General features: G+C 28.7%; 18 protein-coding genes and 1 other annotated feature. Of the genes, 4 read left to right on the forward strand and 14 right to left on the reverse strand.

Annotation, left to right across the window (positions count from 1 at the left end; all coding sequences use genetic code 11):
- Nucleotides 1–175: 175 nt before the first annotated feature.
- Nucleotides 176–1540: a germination protein YpeB gene (gene ypeB, locus ACJDT4_RS08770; RefSeq protein WP_406787179.1), complete on the reverse strand. Its 1365-nt coding sequence runs from the start codon at nucleotides 1538–1540 to the stop codon at nucleotides 176–178.
- A gap of 275 nt (nucleotides 1541–1815) precedes the next feature.
- Between ypeB and ACJDT4_RS08775 the strand changes: the two genes are divergently transcribed.
- Complete coding sequence (locus tag ACJDT4_RS08775) at nucleotides 1816–2976, forward strand: MGDG synthase family glycosyltransferase (RefSeq protein WP_406787180.1); 1161 nt, start codon at nucleotides 1816–1818, stop codon at nucleotides 2974–2976.
- Here ACJDT4_RS08775 and spoIIR read toward each other — a convergent pair.
- A complete protein-coding gene (gene spoIIR / locus ACJDT4_RS08780) occupies nucleotides 2969–3649 on the reverse strand; it encodes a stage II sporulation protein R (protein ID WP_406787181.1) in 681 nt (226 codons plus the stop codon). The two genes, ACJDT4_RS08775 and spoIIR, sit on opposite strands and share 8 nt — an antisense overlap.
- A 156-nt stretch (nucleotides 3650–3805) precedes the next feature.
- Between spoIIR and ACJDT4_RS08785 the strand changes: the two genes are divergently transcribed.
- A complete protein-coding gene (locus tag ACJDT4_RS08785; RefSeq protein WP_406787182.1) occupies nucleotides 3806–4342 on the forward strand; it encodes a hypothetical protein in 537 nt (178 codons plus the stop codon).
- Here ACJDT4_RS08785 and ACJDT4_RS08790 read toward each other — a convergent pair.
- The 5 genes from ACJDT4_RS08790 to ACJDT4_RS08810 all read right to left on the reverse strand — a co-directional run bounded on the left by ACJDT4_RS08790 (nucleotide 4298) and on the right by ACJDT4_RS08810 (nucleotide 9301).
- On the reverse strand, nucleotides 4298–5329 hold the full coding sequence (locus ACJDT4_RS08790) for an SPL family radical SAM protein (protein ID WP_406787183.1): 1032 nt from the start codon (nucleotides 5327–5329) through the stop codon (nucleotides 4298–4300). The genes ACJDT4_RS08785 and ACJDT4_RS08790 overlap by 45 nt on opposite strands.
- A complete protein-coding gene (locus tag ACJDT4_RS08795; protein WP_406787184.1) occupies nucleotides 5277–6089 on the reverse strand; it encodes a 5'-methylthioadenosine/S-adenosylhomocysteine nucleosidase family protein in 813 nt (270 codons plus the stop codon). Before ACJDT4_RS08795 ends, ACJDT4_RS08790 begins: the two co-directional genes overlap by 53 nt.
- A 1-nt stretch (nucleotide 6090) precedes the next feature.
- Nucleotides 6091–6933: a 4-(cytidine 5'-diphospho)-2-C-methyl-D-erythritol kinase gene (gene ispE, locus ACJDT4_RS08800; protein ID WP_406787185.1), complete on the reverse strand. Its 843-nt coding sequence runs from the start codon at nucleotides 6931–6933 to the stop codon at nucleotides 6091–6093.
- A gap of 201 nt (nucleotides 6934–7134) precedes the next feature.
- Complete coding sequence (locus ACJDT4_RS08805) at nucleotides 7135–8697, reverse strand: DUF3794 and LysM peptidoglycan-binding domain-containing protein (RefSeq protein WP_406787186.1); 1563 nt, start codon at nucleotides 8695–8697, stop codon at nucleotides 7135–7137.
- Nucleotides 8698–9064: 367 nt separating this feature from the next.
- Nucleotides 9065–9301, reverse strand: a complete 237-nt coding sequence (locus tag ACJDT4_RS08810) for a Veg family protein (protein ID WP_053241860.1) — start codon at nucleotides 9299–9301, stop codon at nucleotides 9065–9067.
- A gap of 358 nt (nucleotides 9302–9659) precedes the next feature.
- Between ACJDT4_RS08810 and ACJDT4_RS08815 the strand changes: the two genes are divergently transcribed.
- Nucleotides 9660–10112 carry a GNAT family N-acetyltransferase gene (locus ACJDT4_RS08815; RefSeq protein WP_406787187.1) on the forward strand — a complete coding sequence of 151 codons (453 nt, stop codon included), beginning with the start codon at nucleotides 9660–9662 and terminating at the stop codon, nucleotides 10110–10112.
- A gap of 122 nt (nucleotides 10113–10234) precedes the next feature.
- On the opposite strand, the gene brnQ is transcribed toward ACJDT4_RS08815, so the two are convergent.
- From brnQ to ACJDT4_RS08845, 6 genes are all read right to left on the reverse strand, one after another.
- Nucleotides 10235–11566 (reverse strand): branched-chain amino acid transport system II carrier protein, encoded by a 1332-nt coding sequence (gene brnQ, locus ACJDT4_RS08820; RefSeq protein WP_406787188.1) that lies wholly within the window; start codon nucleotides 11564–11566, stop codon nucleotides 10235–10237.
- A gap of 117 nt (nucleotides 11567–11683) precedes the next feature.
- Nucleotides 11684–11974: a binding site (T-box leader), on the reverse strand.
- Nucleotides 11975–12066: 92 nt separating this feature from the next.
- Nucleotides 12067–12981, reverse strand: coding sequence for a DMT family transporter (locus ACJDT4_RS08825; RefSeq protein ID WP_406787189.1), 915 nt, complete (start codon nucleotides 12979–12981; stop codon nucleotides 12067–12069).
- A 575-nt stretch (nucleotides 12982–13556) separates the two neighbouring features.
- Nucleotides 13557–13955: a large-conductance mechanosensitive channel protein MscL gene (gene mscL, locus ACJDT4_RS08830; RefSeq protein ID WP_406787190.1), complete on the reverse strand. Its 399-nt coding sequence runs from the start codon at nucleotides 13953–13955 to the stop codon at nucleotides 13557–13559.
- A 156-nt stretch (nucleotides 13956–14111) separates the two neighbouring features.
- On the reverse strand, nucleotides 14112–14903 hold the full coding sequence (locus ACJDT4_RS08835; protein WP_406787191.1) for an HAD family hydrolase: 792 nt from the start codon (nucleotides 14901–14903) through the stop codon (nucleotides 14112–14114).
- Between the two features lie 668 nt (nucleotides 14904–15571).
- Nucleotides 15572–16717 (reverse strand): C40 family peptidase, encoded by a 1146-nt coding sequence (locus ACJDT4_RS08840; protein ID WP_406787192.1) that lies wholly within the window; start codon nucleotides 16715–16717, stop codon nucleotides 15572–15574.
- A 607-nt stretch (nucleotides 16718–17324) separates the two neighbouring features.
- Nucleotides 17325–18041 carry a GntR family transcriptional regulator gene (locus ACJDT4_RS08845; protein ID WP_406787193.1) on the reverse strand — a complete coding sequence of 239 codons (717 nt, stop codon included), beginning with the start codon at nucleotides 18039–18041 and terminating at the stop codon, nucleotides 17325–17327.
- Between the two features lie 201 nt (nucleotides 18042–18242).
- On the opposite strand from ACJDT4_RS08845, the gene ACJDT4_RS08850 reads away from it, so the two are divergent.
- A complete protein-coding gene (locus ACJDT4_RS08850; protein ID WP_406787194.1) occupies nucleotides 18243–18953 on the forward strand; it encodes a GntR family transcriptional regulator in 711 nt (236 codons plus the stop codon).
- A gap of 253 nt (nucleotides 18954–19206) precedes the next feature.
- Here ACJDT4_RS08850 and ACJDT4_RS08855 read toward each other — a convergent pair whose 3' ends face one another.
- A complete protein-coding gene (locus ACJDT4_RS08855) occupies nucleotides 19207–19881 on the reverse strand; it encodes a DUF4867 family protein (protein WP_406787195.1) in 675 nt (224 codons plus the stop codon).
- Nucleotides 19882–19909: the final 28 nt, after the last annotated feature.

Here is a 19909-nt window from a genome sequence, read left to right on the forward strand (position 1 = left end):
TTCTTAGGTTTTTTTCTTCATTTGAGCGAGGACTATTTTATTGTTCTCAAATCACATGGGCTCCGCCCAAACCCCCAACCTTAGTATGACTAGTTCTTAGGTTTTTTTCTTCATTTGAGCGAGGACTATTTTATTGTTCTCAAATCACATGGGCTCCGCCCAAACCCCCAGATGTTTACATTGTTAATTTTCCATTTGGGGTGTTTCTGATTTGAAGAATTCTTGTTTCGTAGCCAGTATTAGCGTTTATATATACTATGAAATCATCACCTTTATAGCTTCCAGAAAATTCGTAGCATAGAACTTCTTTATTTGTTTCCGTAGGAACTATTGCCATTCTCACGCTCTTGATACTCAGTCTCTTACCAACTCTTTCTCTCGCTTTTGCCTCTGTGATTTGTGGTTTTGGAATAGTTCTATTGTAATTTGATCTAAGATACTTATCAGCTTCAAGTCCAACTACATTTCCATCATCCATCGACACTTTTAATTTTATCATATCAGGATATATAAGCATATTGTCACTACTATTTACATAGCTTATAACAGCTACGTTATTATAATTAAGCACATAGGTTGAAAACATGTTTTTGTAACCTATTCTATTTAAGTATTTTCTTCCTATTTGGGAAGCAGTGTTTATATCCATTGTTGGCTTTCCAGCTACCCTGTTATCAATAATAGATAACATCCTTCCACCATTCTGACTAACTTCACAGGTTATCTTTTCCGTACTTTTATTTCTTCCAGACATATACACATCAAACATGTATGTAGGTATTATTCCATTTCCATCACTTTTTACTTCTATTCTTTTAATTCTTTTAGCACCAATTGCTTCTTTAACAACATTTTCAGCCTGAGCCCTAGATACTTTGTTTTGAGAAAGTATTTTTGGTTTAATATTCATGTTATTATCTGAAAAAGGTCCATCGTAAACTAACGCAGGATATTGTGTAGCTTGCTTTTGTATCCCTTTAAACTCATCTGATACACTTGGAGTACTTGTTGATGCTAGAACTCCACTAGCCTTTTGTCTAATTTCTCCCCATCTTACTCTTCCATTGTTTATATCATTTTGAACTGACTTAAGCTGATTTTCAAGGTTGTATGCTTGAAGCTTAAGACTTTCAACTTGAGCAACTTCACTGTTATTAAGTTCACCACCTCTTGAAATTTTATTTCCTAGAACATAAGAAAAATCTCCAAGCTGCGATAAAAATTTACTAGTAGCCGAAAGTTTATCCTGCGATACTGGAATAGAGTGAAGCTTATCATTTGCTACATTAGAATATCTAAATATTTCATCACAAACTACTATATCCTGCTCCTTGGAACCAAGTACAGGCACCTTAGCTAAGTTATTTCCAATATTCTCTACAGAATTTATAAGTTGATACATATTTTTATTATATTCCGCTTGAAGATAATTTCTATAATCCATTCTTTCAAGTGTCATTAAAATTGCAAACGTAGTTGAAAAGACAACTATAATTGCTGTAGCTGCTGTGTATAAAATTCTTTTTGTACTGTCCTTCATATCAATTCACTCCTATAAATTAATATAGACATACTACCTAAAATTGACTAGACATTCTAATAATTTCGATTTGAATTTCTTAGGTAATACATCTTATAATAGTTATAGTTTTCATTTTTATTGAAATAATATACCTATATAAGTTAAAATAATTAGGAAAAGTGTTTATAATTTATGTCATATTATATATAATTGAAGTACAGCAACATAAGTATGGATAAAAATTAAATTTTATTTATCCAAAGACTAATAATATTTAAAGGGTGAATTTTATCATGAAAGTTTTAATTCTTTCTGTTTCAGCTGGTGGTGGTCATAAGCACGCTGCATTTGCCTTAAAAAATTACATAATGCAGTACGAACCAGACTCGGAAGTTAACATATTAGATACTATAAAATATATAAATCCATTTTTAGATAAAGTAATTATAGGTGGTTATCTAAAAACCATAAAAGTTTCTCCTTCCCTATTTGGAAAACTTTACAAATATACGGAGAAGGATGATAACTTAGCATCATTAAGTAATAAATTAAACGAATTCATGGCATATAAACTGCTTCCACGAATTCAAGATTTTAATCCAGATATAATTGTTTGTACCCATCCATTTCCTATGGAGATGGTTTCCATATTAAAATCCAAGGAAGTACTAGAAAAGCCTATGGTATGTATGCTTACAGATTACGCTCCTCATAGCTTCTGGATACGTCCCAAAGTTGATTCTTATATAGTTTCAAATTCAGATATGGTAGAAGAAATGGTTAAAAGAGGAGTAAAGAGAGAATGTATACACGATATCGGTATACCTGTTGATCCTAATTTTATGAAAAAATTTGATAGAAGTGCTACTCTCAAAGAACTTGGCTTAGATCCAAATAAAAAAACTATAATGATAATGGGCGGAAGCCTTGGAATGGGAAAAATAAGTGCAATTTATGAGCAGCTTTCCATGTCCGATATAGATATACAGCTTATAGCAATTACTGGTAATAACAGAAAACTTTATTGTAAATTAGTAGAATTGAAAGAAAATGCAAAAATAAAAACACGAATACTGGGATATACAAAAGACGTAAATAAGTATATGCAAGCCTGTGATTTACTTCTTACAAAACCAGGTGGTTTAACCATAACAGAAGCTTTGTTTTGTTGTATTCCAATAGCTTTGTTTTCTCCTATACCGGGACAAGAAGAAAAAAACGAAAGTTTTTTGCTTAAACATAATCTTGCCGTAAGTCTTGGAGACGGTTCTAACTGTACAGAAATAATAAAAAATCTTATATCCTACCCCTCAATACTAGAAGCAATGAAAAGCAATTGTGCTAAATTTTCCAAACCTTCAAGTGGCAAGGATATATATAACCTACTTTCATCTATAATACATGAAAAAAAAAATGAAGAAACGACTTGCAGTGCAGATTTAAAGTTTAATTAATATCTGCACCTATTTTTTTAGCTATTGACTTTATTTCTTCAAGTATTTTAAACTTAACTTTTATGTTGCTATCTTTCTTTGAGTTATTAACTGTATCAAATTCCTTTTTAGTGAGAACGCTTTTCATCTCATCAAGTGTTTTATCCTCTTCTACCTGTCCTTTTGTAATGTCGGTAAAACAAAGTGGAGGAAACATAACACACCACCAGTTATGACCTTCTGCTTTTCCAATAAGCACTCTATAAGCTTCATATTTCCCCTCTGGCAGTACAACATCTCCATAACTTTTAACCGGAAATTTAACTTGAGCCAGTTCTGTTTTAACACCATAGTTGTAATGATTCTCTCTTATAACTTCTTGTGCAATATTCTTAATATTAGCATCGTTATTAATAAGAATCCTCCTTGCCTCACCAATGCTTTTACAAGTTTTAAGTTTAGTTTCCATATATCCTATAACCTTGTCTTTAACTTTAATTTTTAATTCTTGATCTTTGTCAGAATCACTATTAGCAAGAACATGGAATCTTATTATTTTTTTTGCAATATCATTTTGAATGTCATTATATTTTTCAGCAGTCCCAGCTGAAACCTCAATGCTTGTACCAAAATATTCACTTAAAATGCAAAACGATAATACAAAACTCAAAAACATAAAAAATACTTTTTTCATTTTATTTTCCTCCAAATCAATATAAAATTCAAAATCATATATCCATACTTGTAAATATGTATACTTTTATTCTTGTCCAATTTATACAGTTTTATACACCAATATTATAAAAAATCAAATTATGTTAATAATATAATATTGAATGGAGGTTTTATAATGAAAAGGTTTTTGATACTTAATCCTGGCAAATGTTACATTCATATAATTATTCTATTAGGAAAAATCAAAGCCACTGTATGCAGTATTAAGCTCTTAAAACCATTATTTTTTAATAAATCCGAAGATGAAAAAAACAGTATTTTAGCTTCTGCTTTTTCAATTACGCTTTTTGAAATATCTACACTTTTACAAATTATAAAGTCCAAAAAGTTACAGCTACCTTACATATTATTATCATTTGCTATGCTGCTATTTCCAATATCTTTCTTTACATTATCTAGAGTTTATGAATTTATACTTCTTAGAAATCCAGATTTCATTTTATATCCATTTAAAAAAGGTGATACGATTAATTTATTGTCAAAAAAATTTTTTCCAGAATGTAACCCAGAAAAGGTTTGTAAAATTATAACATCAAAAAATAACTTATTAAAGCCACCCTCAGCAGGTGACTTAATATTGATTCCCATAAAAAAAGAAGGAAAGACTTTAAAAAACCTTTCCTTTGTCAACATATTCCTTAAACAATCTTAAAACATATTGTTCCATGTCATTAAAATTTTTATAAGTTGAATAATCATTTATTTTTATAAACTCATGAGCAAATATATTAGAATACGGATTAAGCTTTCTCATTCTTTTTAAGTGCTCATTTTTAACTCTAAAGGTACCTATATTTATATCTCTTATCTTGCTTCCATTTATAACCTTAAAAATATCGCAAACAAACTTTTTATATATTTCCTTAAAGTTATCTATCTTCATTATAGGCTCAATAGAAAGTCTAACTTGAACTCCTTTTTCAATAGCTAACTTTACATCCTCAAGCCTTTCACTTAAACTTGGAACTTTTAATTCATATTTTTCTATAACTTCATTCGGCAATATAGTCCAAGCAAATATAACATTGTTTGGTATATATAAATCTTTTACAGCTTTAAAATTTGTGCTTTTAGTTCTAACTTCTATAAGTAAATTTTTATTTTTTATCGCTGCCTCTATCCACCTTTTAACGAATCCAGTTATCTTTTCAAAGGCTAACAAATCCGAATCATAAGATACGCATAAATAAATCTTTTTATTCGTACTTTCTTGCATAGCCCTAGTTATAAAATCCTCTATATTTACAAATATAACTATATTTCCAGATTGATATAGTCCTCTAAGATAACAATACTGGCAGCCATACATGCAATTAAGAATACTTGATGAATAGTAAAAATTTTCTTCTCCAAAATCCTCGCACATATCAGAACCTTTATATATAAAATTATTATGCTCAACCGCAAGTATTAAGTTTTGAGTCTTTTTTTGAATATTGTAATCTTGCTTTGCTCTATTAAATACATCTTTATAATTTTCCACATAAACTACAGTGCTATTTTTAAATTTACTCAATATATCCCTTGCAGCCTTAAATTTAATTGCAGATTTCTCAACATATATATGAGAAAATGAATTTAAATAACTAGCTTTCCCACATGGCTGATATGAGTTCATTAAAACATCTTCGTGACTCACTTTTCACTTTCACCCTTATCTTTAAAAATTTTTCAAATTCAAACTTATTAAAAGCTCCTCTAAGTTTTAGTGCAATATAAGCCTTTTTAAATTGTATATTTTGACTTTCAGTAAGCTTCAAATTTTCATTTATGGTTGACATTATAAACTTATCCTTTTCAGTAAAAAATTCATCCTTTGAAATTGATTCAGTATAATAATCTATATAAACTTTTACTTTTTCTAAGTTTTGTCCAACAATCTTTTTTATGTAATCTCCATCTATTGATTTATTGTTAGAAGTATCAGACACTACTTTTATGACAGCTATTTGATGATGATACATAAATTTTAAGGCACTTTTAAAAAAAGCACTTCCCTCCATATCACATAAATCAGGTATTTGTCCATGTGAAACTACTCTTGAATGCGTTTCTAGATATGCTTCCTTAAATGGATGCTTTATTAATATATCTGGATAATATTCTTCGCCACTATCGACATCCTTTATTTTATTTATAAAAAACGCTTCCCCTTCCTCTCTTGAGTCACTTCCGCATATACCTATATTAATAAATAAATCATTATTTTGGGGCTTATTCTGCGATAAAATATATCCAACTGCACAAGCGGCATTAATTTTGCCAGTACCACTAATTATAAGCTTTACATTATCACCATCAAATTCCTGAAAACTCGATATATATGAATTCTTCTTAAGATGAAAATAAGAAATTATCTCTTCTGCTTCTTTATACAAACCACACAAAAAATATACCATTTTAAATCGTCCTCGTAATAAATGTTTCCGAATAATTTTCTTTCATGCTTTCAAAACATTTTTGAGCACTTAAACTATCTTCAAAAAAGCCAAACACAGATGGTCCACTTCCACTCATCATAGCCCCTAAAGCACCTAATCTAAGCATATCCTTCTTTATTTTATCAATAATACCATATTTGCTTATAGTAACAGCTTCAAGCACATTTGCCATCTCTGTACTTACTAATTTAAGGTCATCATTTTTTACTGCATTCAATATCTTCTCTGTTTTTGGTTTTTTAACATTATTAAGATTATCATATTCATTATAAACCCATTTAGTAGATACACCGAATTTAGGTTTAACAACAACCAATATCTTGTTTTGAAATTTTCTTATGGGCATTATAACCTCTCCAATTCCTTTGCAAAACGCAGTACCACCATTTATACAGAACGGAACATCAGCACCTATTTTAGCCCCAAGTTTTTCAAGTTCTTTATCACTTACATTTACATTAAATATTTTTCTCATGGCCTTTAATACAGCTGCTCCATCGGCACTTCCTCCTCCAAGTCCAGCTGATGTAGGTATATTTTTATAAATATTAATGCTAACTCCTTCGCTTATTCCATATGTATTCATAAAAAGTTCAGCAGCTTTATAAGCTATATTTTTGTTGTTAGTAGGTATGTAACTTTTATTTGATTTCATTTTAATACCTTTTTCTATTTTATCTACGTCTATAAGATCATACAAATCTATACTTTGCATTATCATTTCAAGAAGATGATATCCATTTTCCTTTATCCCTACAATATCAAGTAATATGTTTATCTTTGCATAAGCTTTTATTCTCATTCTAAATTCCTCCTTGTGTAATGCCGCTGCAAACTTTTTTAAAACAACAACTATAAATTAATTTTTATTTTCCTTTAGTACATTATACCATTTTATACATTGCCGTAAATAATATTCATATAAATACAAAACAATTATAAAATAAAAAATGCGAAATAATAGTACTTGAAATAGTAATAAGTACTGTTATTTCGCGCTTTTTTATATAATCGCTCTTCCTGGTATTAATAACTTTTGACCTTCTAAAACTTCATCTGAATTTTCCATACTATTTGCCTTTACTATATTTTCTACAGTAGTGCAATACCTTTTAGCTATTTTCCAAAGTGAATCCCCCTTTTGAGCTACATATATAGTTACGCTTGCCTTCTTTTCTGGAGCTCCTCCTTCTACTGGAACCACATTTACTATAAAGTCCTTATGCTCTGTATAAAAGACTCTAGATTCTAGCGAAACAACAGCCTTAACTAATATTGTATTAGCCTCAACAGCAGCTTCAATATTTTCTATATAAGCTTTTGAATTGCACATCATGTCAATTTTAGAACCAGGTATATCAACACTGCAGTTAAAAGGTATTTCTTCATTAAGTGCATAAACATACTTATCTGCATCCGATGTCCTATAAACTACAGATGAATTTATAACGCCTTCCAATGCAACTTTATTCTCAACTAACTTTTGATCTGTAATGTTAACATTACCACTGCACATTATGACCTCTGATGGCACTGGTGAATTCTCTTCAATTTCTAAATTTTCCTTTACTATAGTTTCTGAAAAGCCATGTCCATATACCATATTTACATCATAATTCTGCCTTTCCAATTTCAAATTACTTTGAGGCGAATACGCATCGTCTATTATGTTTGCATCTTCTTTTTTAATAAGTTCAACATCACATTTAACAAGTATGTCTGAATTTATCGCTCTTCTTTCACCTAAATCATCTTCTTTTATATTAAATTCAGAAGCTCCAATTTCAAAGTCAACGCTGTAATCCATAGAAGGATCTGCTTCTTCAACATTTTCTTCCCCTGTAACTATTACATCATCACTTACAAAATTAATTTCTCTCGATTCTTTATCTCTATATAAAACACCTATATTTACAAATGCTTCAACTTGAACTTTACCCTCAAGTATTTTTATTTGCCTTTTGTGAATGTTTGCATCGTACTTAAGCACTTCATCTATCTGAGCTTTATCCATAGGTATTGTAATAGTAGATTTCCCTACTAAATCCATAGAAGATTTACTTATCAGTTTATCTAGCTTGCTCTCTTTTCTTAAAAATTGAATTTCTCCCGTTCCCAAGACATCACTTACCATTTGTATTTTACAAGGTTTTTCAATTTCTGCCGATATCTCAACAATACCTTCTACACCTATTTTTCTTTCATTTACAATATTACAATTCATATGTTCTACATAAGCATTAGCAAAACATGCCATATCATGCTCGGCCCCTGATATATCAACATAGTTTGAAAACTTAGATGTATATGCTACCCCACATACTTGACTACTTTCATCTCCTACACCTAAATAAAGCACATTGAATTCTATGTTACCTTCAATATATACTTTATCCTGCATGATATCTGTATTCGTAACATTAGGCTTAGCATCAACCATAAGTATTTTTCTTACATCAGGCTGAGTATCAGGAATTATATATTCTTCTTTAACTACAGTATCCGACGTATTTTGTCCAATGACTTGATTATAATCTATATTTTCCTTCAGCAGTTCAATACCCATAACTATCCCTCCTCCAAAATACCTAATATATGTATATATCTTATAGCCTAAAATTATGATATTTTTTTGTAATTATTATTATAATTTGAATTTATTGTAACGTGGTATATTTTTTTCTATTTTTATTTTTATTATTTCTTAAAATTTTGTTACTTTTGTATATATAGTACGTTAATTCACTTGACAATTAACCTCATTTAATATAATATTATAATTGGTTATTGACCATATAACCTCTCATAAATTCTCAATACCCTTTTATACCATAGTTGAAAGATGGACGTTAGCCATCTTTCTTTTTTATTTATCAAACTATATTTTAAATGACAAATAAAAAAGCGATACTAAATTTATAGTATCGCTCCAATTATGCTCCAAAAACTATTTGCACAGTTTTAGTTAATACGTCTGAATAACTATATGTCACTGTCCTCTGGTCATCATTCTCTAATCTTACAACAAAAATACTAGGGTATGTTTTTTCAATTACTCCACTATTAACGACAACTTTTTTTCTGCCGCCATTTGCTTTAAGCATTACCTTTTCACCAATGTGATTTTCTATATCGGCCTTTATGGATGCTAAACCATTTCCTTTTAACATAATTAAAACACCCTCTTTCATGTTAATAATTATAACTCATTATATAAATTTTGTCAACTAAACTTATTATTTTATCAATGATTATGATGGTTGTCAACATTAATTTTTTGTGAACATTTGTGAACTTATAGCAATAAATTCAACTACAACTAATAGATTATGATTTTTATATGTATATATTAGCTTTAAATAAGTTTTTCTTCGTTTTAAACCCATATACATAATAATTAACTAAATTACATATAATCATGCTAATTATTTTGACTTATAGATATGACTTTTATCTTTAAAAACTAAATTTCAAATGGTATAATTATTAATAATTTATTTTCTTAAATTCAATTAGGAGGTACTAATAATGGATTTTACAATACTCCAAACAAATAGTAATAATGCTGATTTTTCATATCTTGTAAATCTATTAGATGAAGATCTTTATCTAAGATATGGAGAAATGCAAAAAAAATATGATAAATATAACAAGGTAAATTTTATAAACGATGTAGTTATTATTTACGAAAATTCTATTCCAATTGCTTGTGGAGCTATTAAAGAATATGATAATGCTTCTATGGAACTGAAACGCATATTTGTAAAAAAAGAATATAGAAGCAAAGGTCTAGCAAAACTATTAATAAGTAAATTAGAAGAAATTTCAGCCAAAAGAAACTATACATGTTTAATACTTCAAACAGGTTCAAAACAACCGGAAGCAATAAGTTTATATAAAAATTTAGGTTATAAAATTATAGACAACTACCCTCCTTACATAGACGACTCTAATAGTATATGTATGAAAAAAATGTTATAATACTTTTCTTTTATATTATTCCAAAAAAGATTTAAAATAATTCATAATATAACAAAAAAGAGTTGCCACGAAATTGTCAATTTTCATAACAAACTCTTTTTATATTTTACAGCTTATAAAACTTATATTTCATTCTGTACAGTAATTTTATTCTTTGAAACAGAAATAACATATCCAACAAGCATTCCAAATATAGAAGGCACAATCCATCCTAATCCTTTTGAATAAAGCGGTATATAGTTAAAGACAGCTGTAATAGAATCTATTTTCAATAATGCTTGATTAAGTGAATCTATAATACTAAATATAGATGTAAATAGCATGCCAAACGCATAGACACATTTAGAACCATTAAACAAATTATTAAGCAAAAACATGACCATAAGTACAATTGCCATAGGATATATTGCATTTAAAACTGGTACCGATATTGCTAAAATCTTTGTAAGACCTACATTTGAAAAAATAAGACTTGAAACAGAAAGTATAACAACCCACGTTTTATACTTAATTTTAGTTGTCAACGTAGCAAAATATTCACTACAAGAAGTTACAAGTCCAACAGCAGTTGTTAAGCAGGCAAGCGAAAATATAACTCCAAGTACAAGTGCACCGTAATCTCCAAATAAGAAATTTGAAACGGCCGTTAATATTTCTCCTCCATTTTGAGCATTTAACGATATTCCCCTACTTGATGCTCCAACATAAGCAAGCATTGCGTAAATAATTATAAGAAATACTCCTGCTATTATCCCTGCTTTACTGGAATATGATACAAGTGACTTTTCATTTTTTACTCCCATTAACTTTAAGGTTGAAGCAATAACAATTCCAAAATTCAAAGCCGCAATGGCATCCATTGTCATATACCCTTCAGAAAATCCTTTAAAAAATGGAAACAATGCATAATCCCCCTTAGGTGCAGCAAAGCTTCCTATTGGCTTAATTAAGCTACAAATAAATACACCTGCTATCAAAACAAGCAATATAGGTGTTAGTACCTTTCCAAGACGATCTACAAGCTTAGTTGGTGTTAGGCTAAGCCAAAGTGTAATTCCAAAATAAATTAATGTGTATATAAAAAGTGGCAATGGACTGGTACCAAATCCTTTTGATAAAAAAGGTGCTAATCCCATTTGATATGCTAGGCTTCCTGTTCTTGGTATGCCCAAAAAAGGCCCTATAGAAAGATAAATTAAAATCGTAAAAACAATAGCGAAAACAGGATGCACATGACTTGCTAGCGCATTTAATCCTTTTGATTTAGCTACAATTACAACTGCTAAGACTGGAAGTCCAACTGCTGAAATGATAAATCCACTAAACGCCAACACAACAAGTTTTCCAGATTGCTGTCCCAAAAACGGTGGAAATATTAAATTTCCAGCACCAAAAAACATGCAAAATAACATAAGACCAACAAAAAACAAATCCTTTTTAGATAATTCCTTCATTTTCATTCCTCCATTTTAAAAGTTTGAATATTAAAAATATTGCAAATATTTTTTATGAGTAGACGTATCCCCTCAAAGCAGGCAATTATATATAAAACAAAAAACCCGCCCCCAAAATAAAGGGACGAGTTATAATCGCGTTACCACCCTGATTCCATAAATCAAAAGTACAACAAATACACTTGATTTATGACAGCTCAATACGTACACTATCATACGTTCTCCTTTTAACGGTAGAGTTCCGTTAAAGCTTACTAAAATCTTTCAGCTTTACTTCTCCGGGATGATTTTCAGTTAAAACCTGAACATTAACTTTCACCAAATGTTAACTCTCTATATTGCCCTAATTTAACAATTAAAACATTCAGAACAGATACATAACTTACTTCTTTCCTTCATCAAATTTATTTACAATATACATAATTTATATCACAATGTCCAACTAATGTCAAATATTTTTACAAATTTATATTTTAAATAAGTATCTCTTTAAATTCACCTTAGGAAGCTTGCTCCGTTTTTTCATTATCATTCTCATTTTTATTTTCATTTCCTGCAAACATACTAAACACAATTCCACTTATAATTAAAAGTGCACCTATAATAAATCTTGCATTTATGCTTTCTCCAAGAAAAATAAAACCAAGAAAAACAGAAACCATAGGTTGTACAGGATAAAAAAGAGAACATTTTCCGGCTTCAATCATTGAAAGACTTTTATTCCAAAGTAAATGTGACAAGCCAGTACAAATAATTCCCATGTAAAGCAAACAAATTAAATTTGTCATTGTAAAAATTTCACCATGTGAAGTATTCATAAGTTCAAAAATTGAAGCTGGAGCTGAAAATATCATAGCAACAATTATAGCATAAGTTGTAACAGTAATAGCATCATATTTTTGTGTAATACGGCGTACCATAACCGACATTAATGACCATGAAATAACGGATACTATAGAAAATGCAATTCCTAATAAAGCTCCTCCCTTGCCTGCTCCTCCAATAATTATATAAGCTCCTAAAACAGAGGCAATTACAGCGACAACCTTATTTAAAGTAATTTTTTCTTTTAAAATTGGAACAGCAAACGCAATTATGAATACAGGATTCATTGAATTAATAAGTGAAGCAATGGATGCATTTGCAAGCTTTGTGCCTATCATTTGAGCACCTATTGAAATAAAATATCCAAAAAATCCAATAAGAAAAATATATTTGTAGTCCTTTTTTTCAATAACATCTCTTTTATTAATTTTAAGGATGCCTAAAAGCACAACTGCCGCTATTAAATATCTAAAAAACAAAACAGTAACAGGTGGTATGCTTGCTAGTACAAATTTACTTACTACATATAAGCTTCCCCATGCACTAGTTGTAATAATTAAATATAAGTACGCTAGTCTTTTGTTATTCATGCTTATTCCTCCCTATAGATAAACCTACTCAACTATTGAAATTCACGTGCACCATAATGCCCAGAAGACGGCATTTTGTACAAATAAATTTCAAGTTTCAAGGTGTTTTATCTTTAAATATACAAAACATTTTTATTATATACCCTTTTTGCGTACTTAACGAACTTTATAAACATATTTTTCAAGCACATCTACTTTTTCAAATCAATTTTAAACTTTAAATCCTCTCTTATTTCAATATCACTAAGATCATGTGTGCATATTTTTTATTTTTATCTAATACTCTAAATATAACCCTATATACAACTGTGGCATAAATATCAAATATATATTCCATTGCTTTAGGATTCTTATTTTTTAGTTCATCCAAGAAATTTTTTCATCAATACGCACTTTTTTCCCCCTTGCATAACTCAATTCTTAAAGAGCTCTTCATGTATTAATACAAAATAAATTTATATTTCTATCATCAAATTATAATTTATATGTTTATTTATCGATTGCAAACTAGCTCAACTGCAAAAAATCAAAAGAACCCTAAATATATTACAGCAATTTAAGGTTCTTTAATTAACTTATTTATTTTTTAATATATCTCTAATTTCTTTTATAAGCACTACCTCTTCTGATTCCACTTTCACTTCTTCTGAACTTCTATCCTTGTTTTCTATTCTTAATTTACTTATTAATCTAACAAACAAAAAAATCGAAAAAGATATTATCAAAAAATCAATTATGTTTTGAATAAAATTTCCGTAGTTAAGTGTAATAGCTGGCACGTTACCGTATTTTCCCTTTATAACAACTTTTAAATAGGTAAAATTTATTCCACCTGTTATAAATCCCATTAACGGCATAATTATATCATTTACAAGAGAAGTAACTATTTTGCCAAAAGCATTTCCAACAATAACTCCAACAGCTAAATCTATTATATTCCCTTTCACTGCAAATTCTTTAAATTCCTTTAACATTGAAGTACACTCCTAATTATCAATAAATTTACTGTAGTTTTAGCAGTTTAATAATTAATAATTCATAAAAAAATAAGTGAAACAGTAATATTAAGCATTACTGTTTCACCTAAGCCTAAATAACCATTACTTTTCCTGCTGCAAAAGTTTCTAAAATCAAATAATATTGTAATATGCTAAAGCGTGTTCAATTCCACTATCCATTATATCTTTTGTAACAAAGGATACTAAATCAAATAAAACGGAAGTACTATTTCCCATAGCAATACTATTTGGAACATATTCAAGCATTGGCAAATCATTAGTACTATCCCCAATTGCATAGCAATCTTCTAAAGGAATATTTAAATAATCCTCTAGAAATTTAATTCCAGTTGCCTTCGAATATCCCTTAATAACTATCTCTCCAAAGTTTTCTCCCCTATCAATATAGTCAAAATCCTTTGTGATAAATGAGTAAAAAGTTTGAAAATCACTATTTTTATTTATCCATATAACAAATTTATCGAAAACAATATCAGGCTCGTCCCAAGATTTTGTTACGTCAACGCCTCTTCTTTTTAAGCTGCTTCTTAATTGTGCTATTCTCTCGGAATCCTCTTTAGCGTTATCGAAGAAAAAATTATCTGAGCCCTCTAAAAGAGCATCAATCTTGCATTCACGAAGCTTTTTTACAATTTCAACACATTTTTCATGTGGAATAGACTCCTTTAAAAGTGGTTGTCCATTTAGATATATAGTCGATCCACATCCACAAATATATCCATCAAACCCAATTTCACGCACTTCCTTAGTAACATTAAAATATGTTCTTCCTGTATTTATAAAAACTAAATTTCCATTTTCACGCGCTTTTCTTATGGCCTTTATTGTTGTTTTTGGAATCACATGAGTATCCTCATCAATTATGGTTCCGTCAATATCAAAAAAAATCATTTTCCTACTCATTTAACTTTACCTTCCTTTAACTTTAGTTTTTTCACTTACAAAGTAAAAAAGTACACAATTATTTTTATGTATACTTTAACATCTCTAATTTATATACGTACCATTACTTAATCCTTATGAAAATAATTTTCATTCCACTATTTATATTTTTAAAACCATTTTTGATTTCATAATGCATTTTAATCTCAAACTTAAACATATATTCACTAACCTTCGTAATGGCACCTCAAGAGTTTAAACATTAATTATTATTTTTTAATTGTATCATAAAAAGTTATAGTAAACTACCACTTTGCAGCTTATTTTACAGACTCTATATTTAATTCCTCGCTAAATAGATTAGTTTTGCGTCCCCATGATTACCATTAAAAATTATTTACAATAATTTTGATAGTAAGCAAATTAAATTAGTCATTTATGCAGCTAAAACTGCAACAGTTTTTATTAAAGGAGAAAGAGAATTAGATAAGAAATTCATTGATTACGCAAAAATCAATGAATACAAAAATAGCTTCACACCAACTTGTAGAATAAATTGGTATACAAAAAAATATCAATAAGAAATAAATCCATATATGTACATTTGACAATAATATTTATTTATAATTTAAGTGCTGCATAATAAATTATACAGCACTTAAAAATTTATTTGTCAATTCAGGTTTATACTAATTAAAAATTCTTCTTGCTGTAGCATAATGTTGTGTCCAATAATTACTATTTAAGTCAGAATAACTAACTCCAGCGCTTCCCGCTGCTATAAACTGTCCATTTCCTACGTATATACCAACATGGGTTGGATTTACTCCATTATATGTGTTATTGAAAAAAACTAAATCACCAGGTTCAAGATCAGATTTAGACACCGGCGTACCTAAATTAACTTGTTCTTCTGAAGTTCTTGGTAGTGAAACATTAAAGTGAGCATATACATATTGAACAAAACCGGAGCAATCAAATCCATTTGAACTAGTTCCACCCCATACATATGGTACACCTAAAAACTTTTTTGCATAATTTACAACATCTTGTCCTTTATGATTGTTAGGATCAATTACATTCAAGGTTACTGAAGTAGATGCTAATTTTGTACTGCCTTTCATAGCATAAGCATATATTGTATATGTGCCTGGAGTTGAGAACGTCATATATTCACTGTATCCACAATTTACATTGTTATAATAATTTGGATATAGTTGTGCTACATCAGGTCTTGAAAGATTAACAGTAAGACTGTGATTAAACCAGCTGCTAGATCCATTGCTTACCCAAATATCTACGGTATCAACTCCTGAAACTCCACTGTTCAACGCCCACCCTCTTAATAAAATAGGCTGATTTAGCGGAACAGTTTCATTGTCACTCAGTTCAAGGTTTATTTTTGGTGAAGAACTAACAGTGATTGAAACTGTAGAAGATGTTTTTGTACCATCATTTCCTATAGCCCAAACAGTTAAAGTATGAGTTCCTACGGATAAATCCTTTAAATTGTAGTCATATCCGGATGTATCGGCATCAGGATATGCAGGATATGCTTGTTTAACATCTGGTCTTGAATAACCAAAGCCATCACCTTTAACTAAGCTTTTCTTCCAGGAACCATCGACCCAAATATCGATTGCTTTTATACCCGATGTATTTAATCCCCAACCTCTTATTCTTATTGGGGCTTGTACATCAAATGTTGAGTTATTTGAAATTTCCAGACCAATTTTAGGATCTAAAGCAGCAGCCTTTGAAGTTACAGCTGGCGATAACAATAGAAGTATCCCTACAAATAGAAAGAAACCAATAGATTTTTTTAATTTTTTCATGCTTGTCCTCCTTATTCTTTAATTACTTGCATGATTCTTCAACATTGAGCTTTCTTAATCTTAATTTGATTAATTATTTGTATTTAATATACTTTTATTGCATTATATTACATACAAATAAAAAAATCAATAAAATAGTAAAAATTTTAAGTTGCATATTTTTTTATAAATAATTGTAATTAGATTTTAGACTATAAATAGTTTGAATTTATATGAATATATAAATTCAAACTAAATTGTATCAGTTTATTGGCTTAATATCGGTATTTTGCCCTTTACAATTCATATAAAAATTTTGATATTGAAACTTAAATATGTAATTTTAGACTTATAAAAATAAATATACTGAAACATGGCTTAAAGTTTTTAGATTAATTTTGAAAATTTACAAATAAAAAAAGCCTGAATTAACTTCAAGCCTTTTTTAATCCTTTTATCTTTTATACATATAGAACAATAAAAATCTTAATAATTTAATATATTTATATTTACTTAAATTCTTTCTGTCATATCCTTAAAAATTTCATACTTTCCCTAATGTTTTCTTTTTAATTACTCTTTGCGGTATGTCCATACCTTTTATATAAGATTAATAAAGTAATTATTACTATTTAAGGACACTGCTAAATGAACATCTGTCAGCTCTTGTAAATGCAATTGAATATTCTACAGGTTCTTCTGCAACATTTAAAGTAATTCCTTTTGAAACCAATACGGCTGTTCCTTCTTTTATGTCTAAATATTTACCTTCTTCTAGTCCAACATATTGCATGCTAACATCCTGTCTTTGTTTTAATAGCTTTATTTTAAAATCTCTTTCCAAAATTTTATATAAAGAATTATTTTCTAAATCATATTTTTCAATTCCTTTACAAAGATTGCTTGGAATATATGATATTTCAAAATCCAAAGGTTTTTCATCAACAATTCTAATTCTCTTTATTTCTAATACCTCTCTACCTAAAAAAATAGATAATGCTTTTGCTAATTCCTTGTTTGCTTCTACTATTTTAATTGATACTAATTTAGTACTTATACAAAGGCCCCTATTCTTCATGGTTTCAGTAAAAGACATAAAGTGGCACAAATCTCTATCAATTTTTTTAGGTGAAACATAATTTTCTCTACCATCCTTGCTATATAAAACCCCTTCATTAATTAATTTATCAATTGCTCTTCGTAAGGTTGTTCTATTTACTTTCCAAATTTCTGCTAATTCTCTTTCAGATGGTAATTTATCATGCTCCTTTAAATTATTAATATCAATATACTCTTCAATTCTATCAGAAATTTCAATACTAACTAATCCCATGTATCTTCCCACTTTAAGCATTGCCCCCTTACTTCTTTGTATAAAAACATTATCAATTACTAATAAATAATATATCAATTATTACAAAAACACAAGTATATGATGATGCCTTAAATATATTTTACACGCAATTAATTTAATGATATAATTTTTGTGATTAAATAAGATATTTAATAAAACATTAATAATATACATAAATTGGAGGATAATGTATTGGCTTCTAAAATTCCAATGAATATACAACTAAAGGATCTTATAAAAGAAAAAATCGAAACAGGTATATATAAATATGGAGAATTAATTCCATCTGAAAGAGAACTTGCAGCAACATATGGACTGAATCGAATGACCGTTAGAAATGCCATATCTAAATTAGTAGATGAAGGACTTTTAAAAAAAGTGCGTGGAAAAGGTACATTTGTGACAAATCCAAAAATTCAAAATGATCTTTATAGGATTCAGGGATTTGGAAAAATGCTTTTGGACAAAGGAATTATTCCTTCTACTAAAGTATTATATACAAAAAAAAGAAAAGCTGGCTATAAATACAGTAAAATTTTTAATATAAAAGAAAGCGATTATATATATAGAATAATACGACTAAGATTAGGGAACAATGAGCCTATATCTATTGAAGATACTTTTGTGCCATACGGAATTATAAAAAACATAGAAAAAAGTAATTTTGAAGTATATTCTCTTTATGATTTGTTTTTAGCTAATAATACTTACTTAGCAAAAGGTTATGAAACTTTAACTCTAGTAAATATAGATAGAAGTATAGCTAAACTTTTAAACTTACCTTTAGATAGTGCAGTATTCCTAAATACTATTACAGTTATTAATAACAATGATAAAGTAGTTGAATATACAAAATCGTATATAAGCGGTGAAAAATGCAGCTTTTATAATGATTTAGTTTAGAATATTTTTAATTATTATTAGTCCTAAAAACTCTTTTTTCAAAGCAAAGCGTTTTTAGTTAAGTTCTTAGTCATTAAAATATAATTTTTTTGAAATAAGTACAGAAAGCTGTGCACTAATTTTTTTAGTGCACAGCTTATTATTACTCTAATAAATCATATACAAATCACTAATTTACTTTTGTTACCATACTGCTTATCTCATATTACATAAAGTTTTTTTATTCTATTTAAAATTTAATCTTGTGCAATCTTTAGTTTCCAGACGTTCCATAGTCTAACTTAATTTCTGGAATATCTCCAACAAAACCTGGAATTGCTCCATTTTTTACTTTTTGTTCTTGAGATGGATGTGTTATAAAATATTTATTTTTCTTAGTTAAAAGTTTGTTATGATCTTTCTCAATAACAGTATTTGTGCCTTTTAACAATACAACCAGTGTTATGAAACCATTTTCACTTACGTTACAAGGTGTATAGTGCAAAGTTGTTGTATATAATTCAACAACTTGTCCTTTTTTTACATAAAATGATTCTATATTTTTTGATTCATATGTGCAATCCTTCATATCCTGCAACCTACCAACCATTATTATACAATCAGTTACTGCAACAATTGTTTCACTTCCCTGATGATATTCTAAACCTGTTAACATTGTATTTTGACCAGAACAGCAACCAACTTCAATATCTAAACCACCATAAACCTCATATTTGATATCATCAACAACAGAAAATGTTTCTAATTCTTTTACGCTTTCACAGTATTTGGTGCCTTTTTTAGGAATACATATTGATTTCTCAGCATAATCTAATATCAAGCTACAATCAATATTATTTAGGACGCGGCCATATTGTCTAAAGTTAATATCGCTTAAATCCATTATTTTCAATTCATTATTCATTTTCCTAATCATATCAATATTCATTATAACACCTCTTATTTTTCATAATTAA

The organism is Clostridium neuense (assembly GCF_045310695.1).
Classification (GTDB): Bacteria; Bacillota; Clostridia; order Clostridiales; family Clostridiaceae; genus Clostridium_S; species Clostridium_S neuense.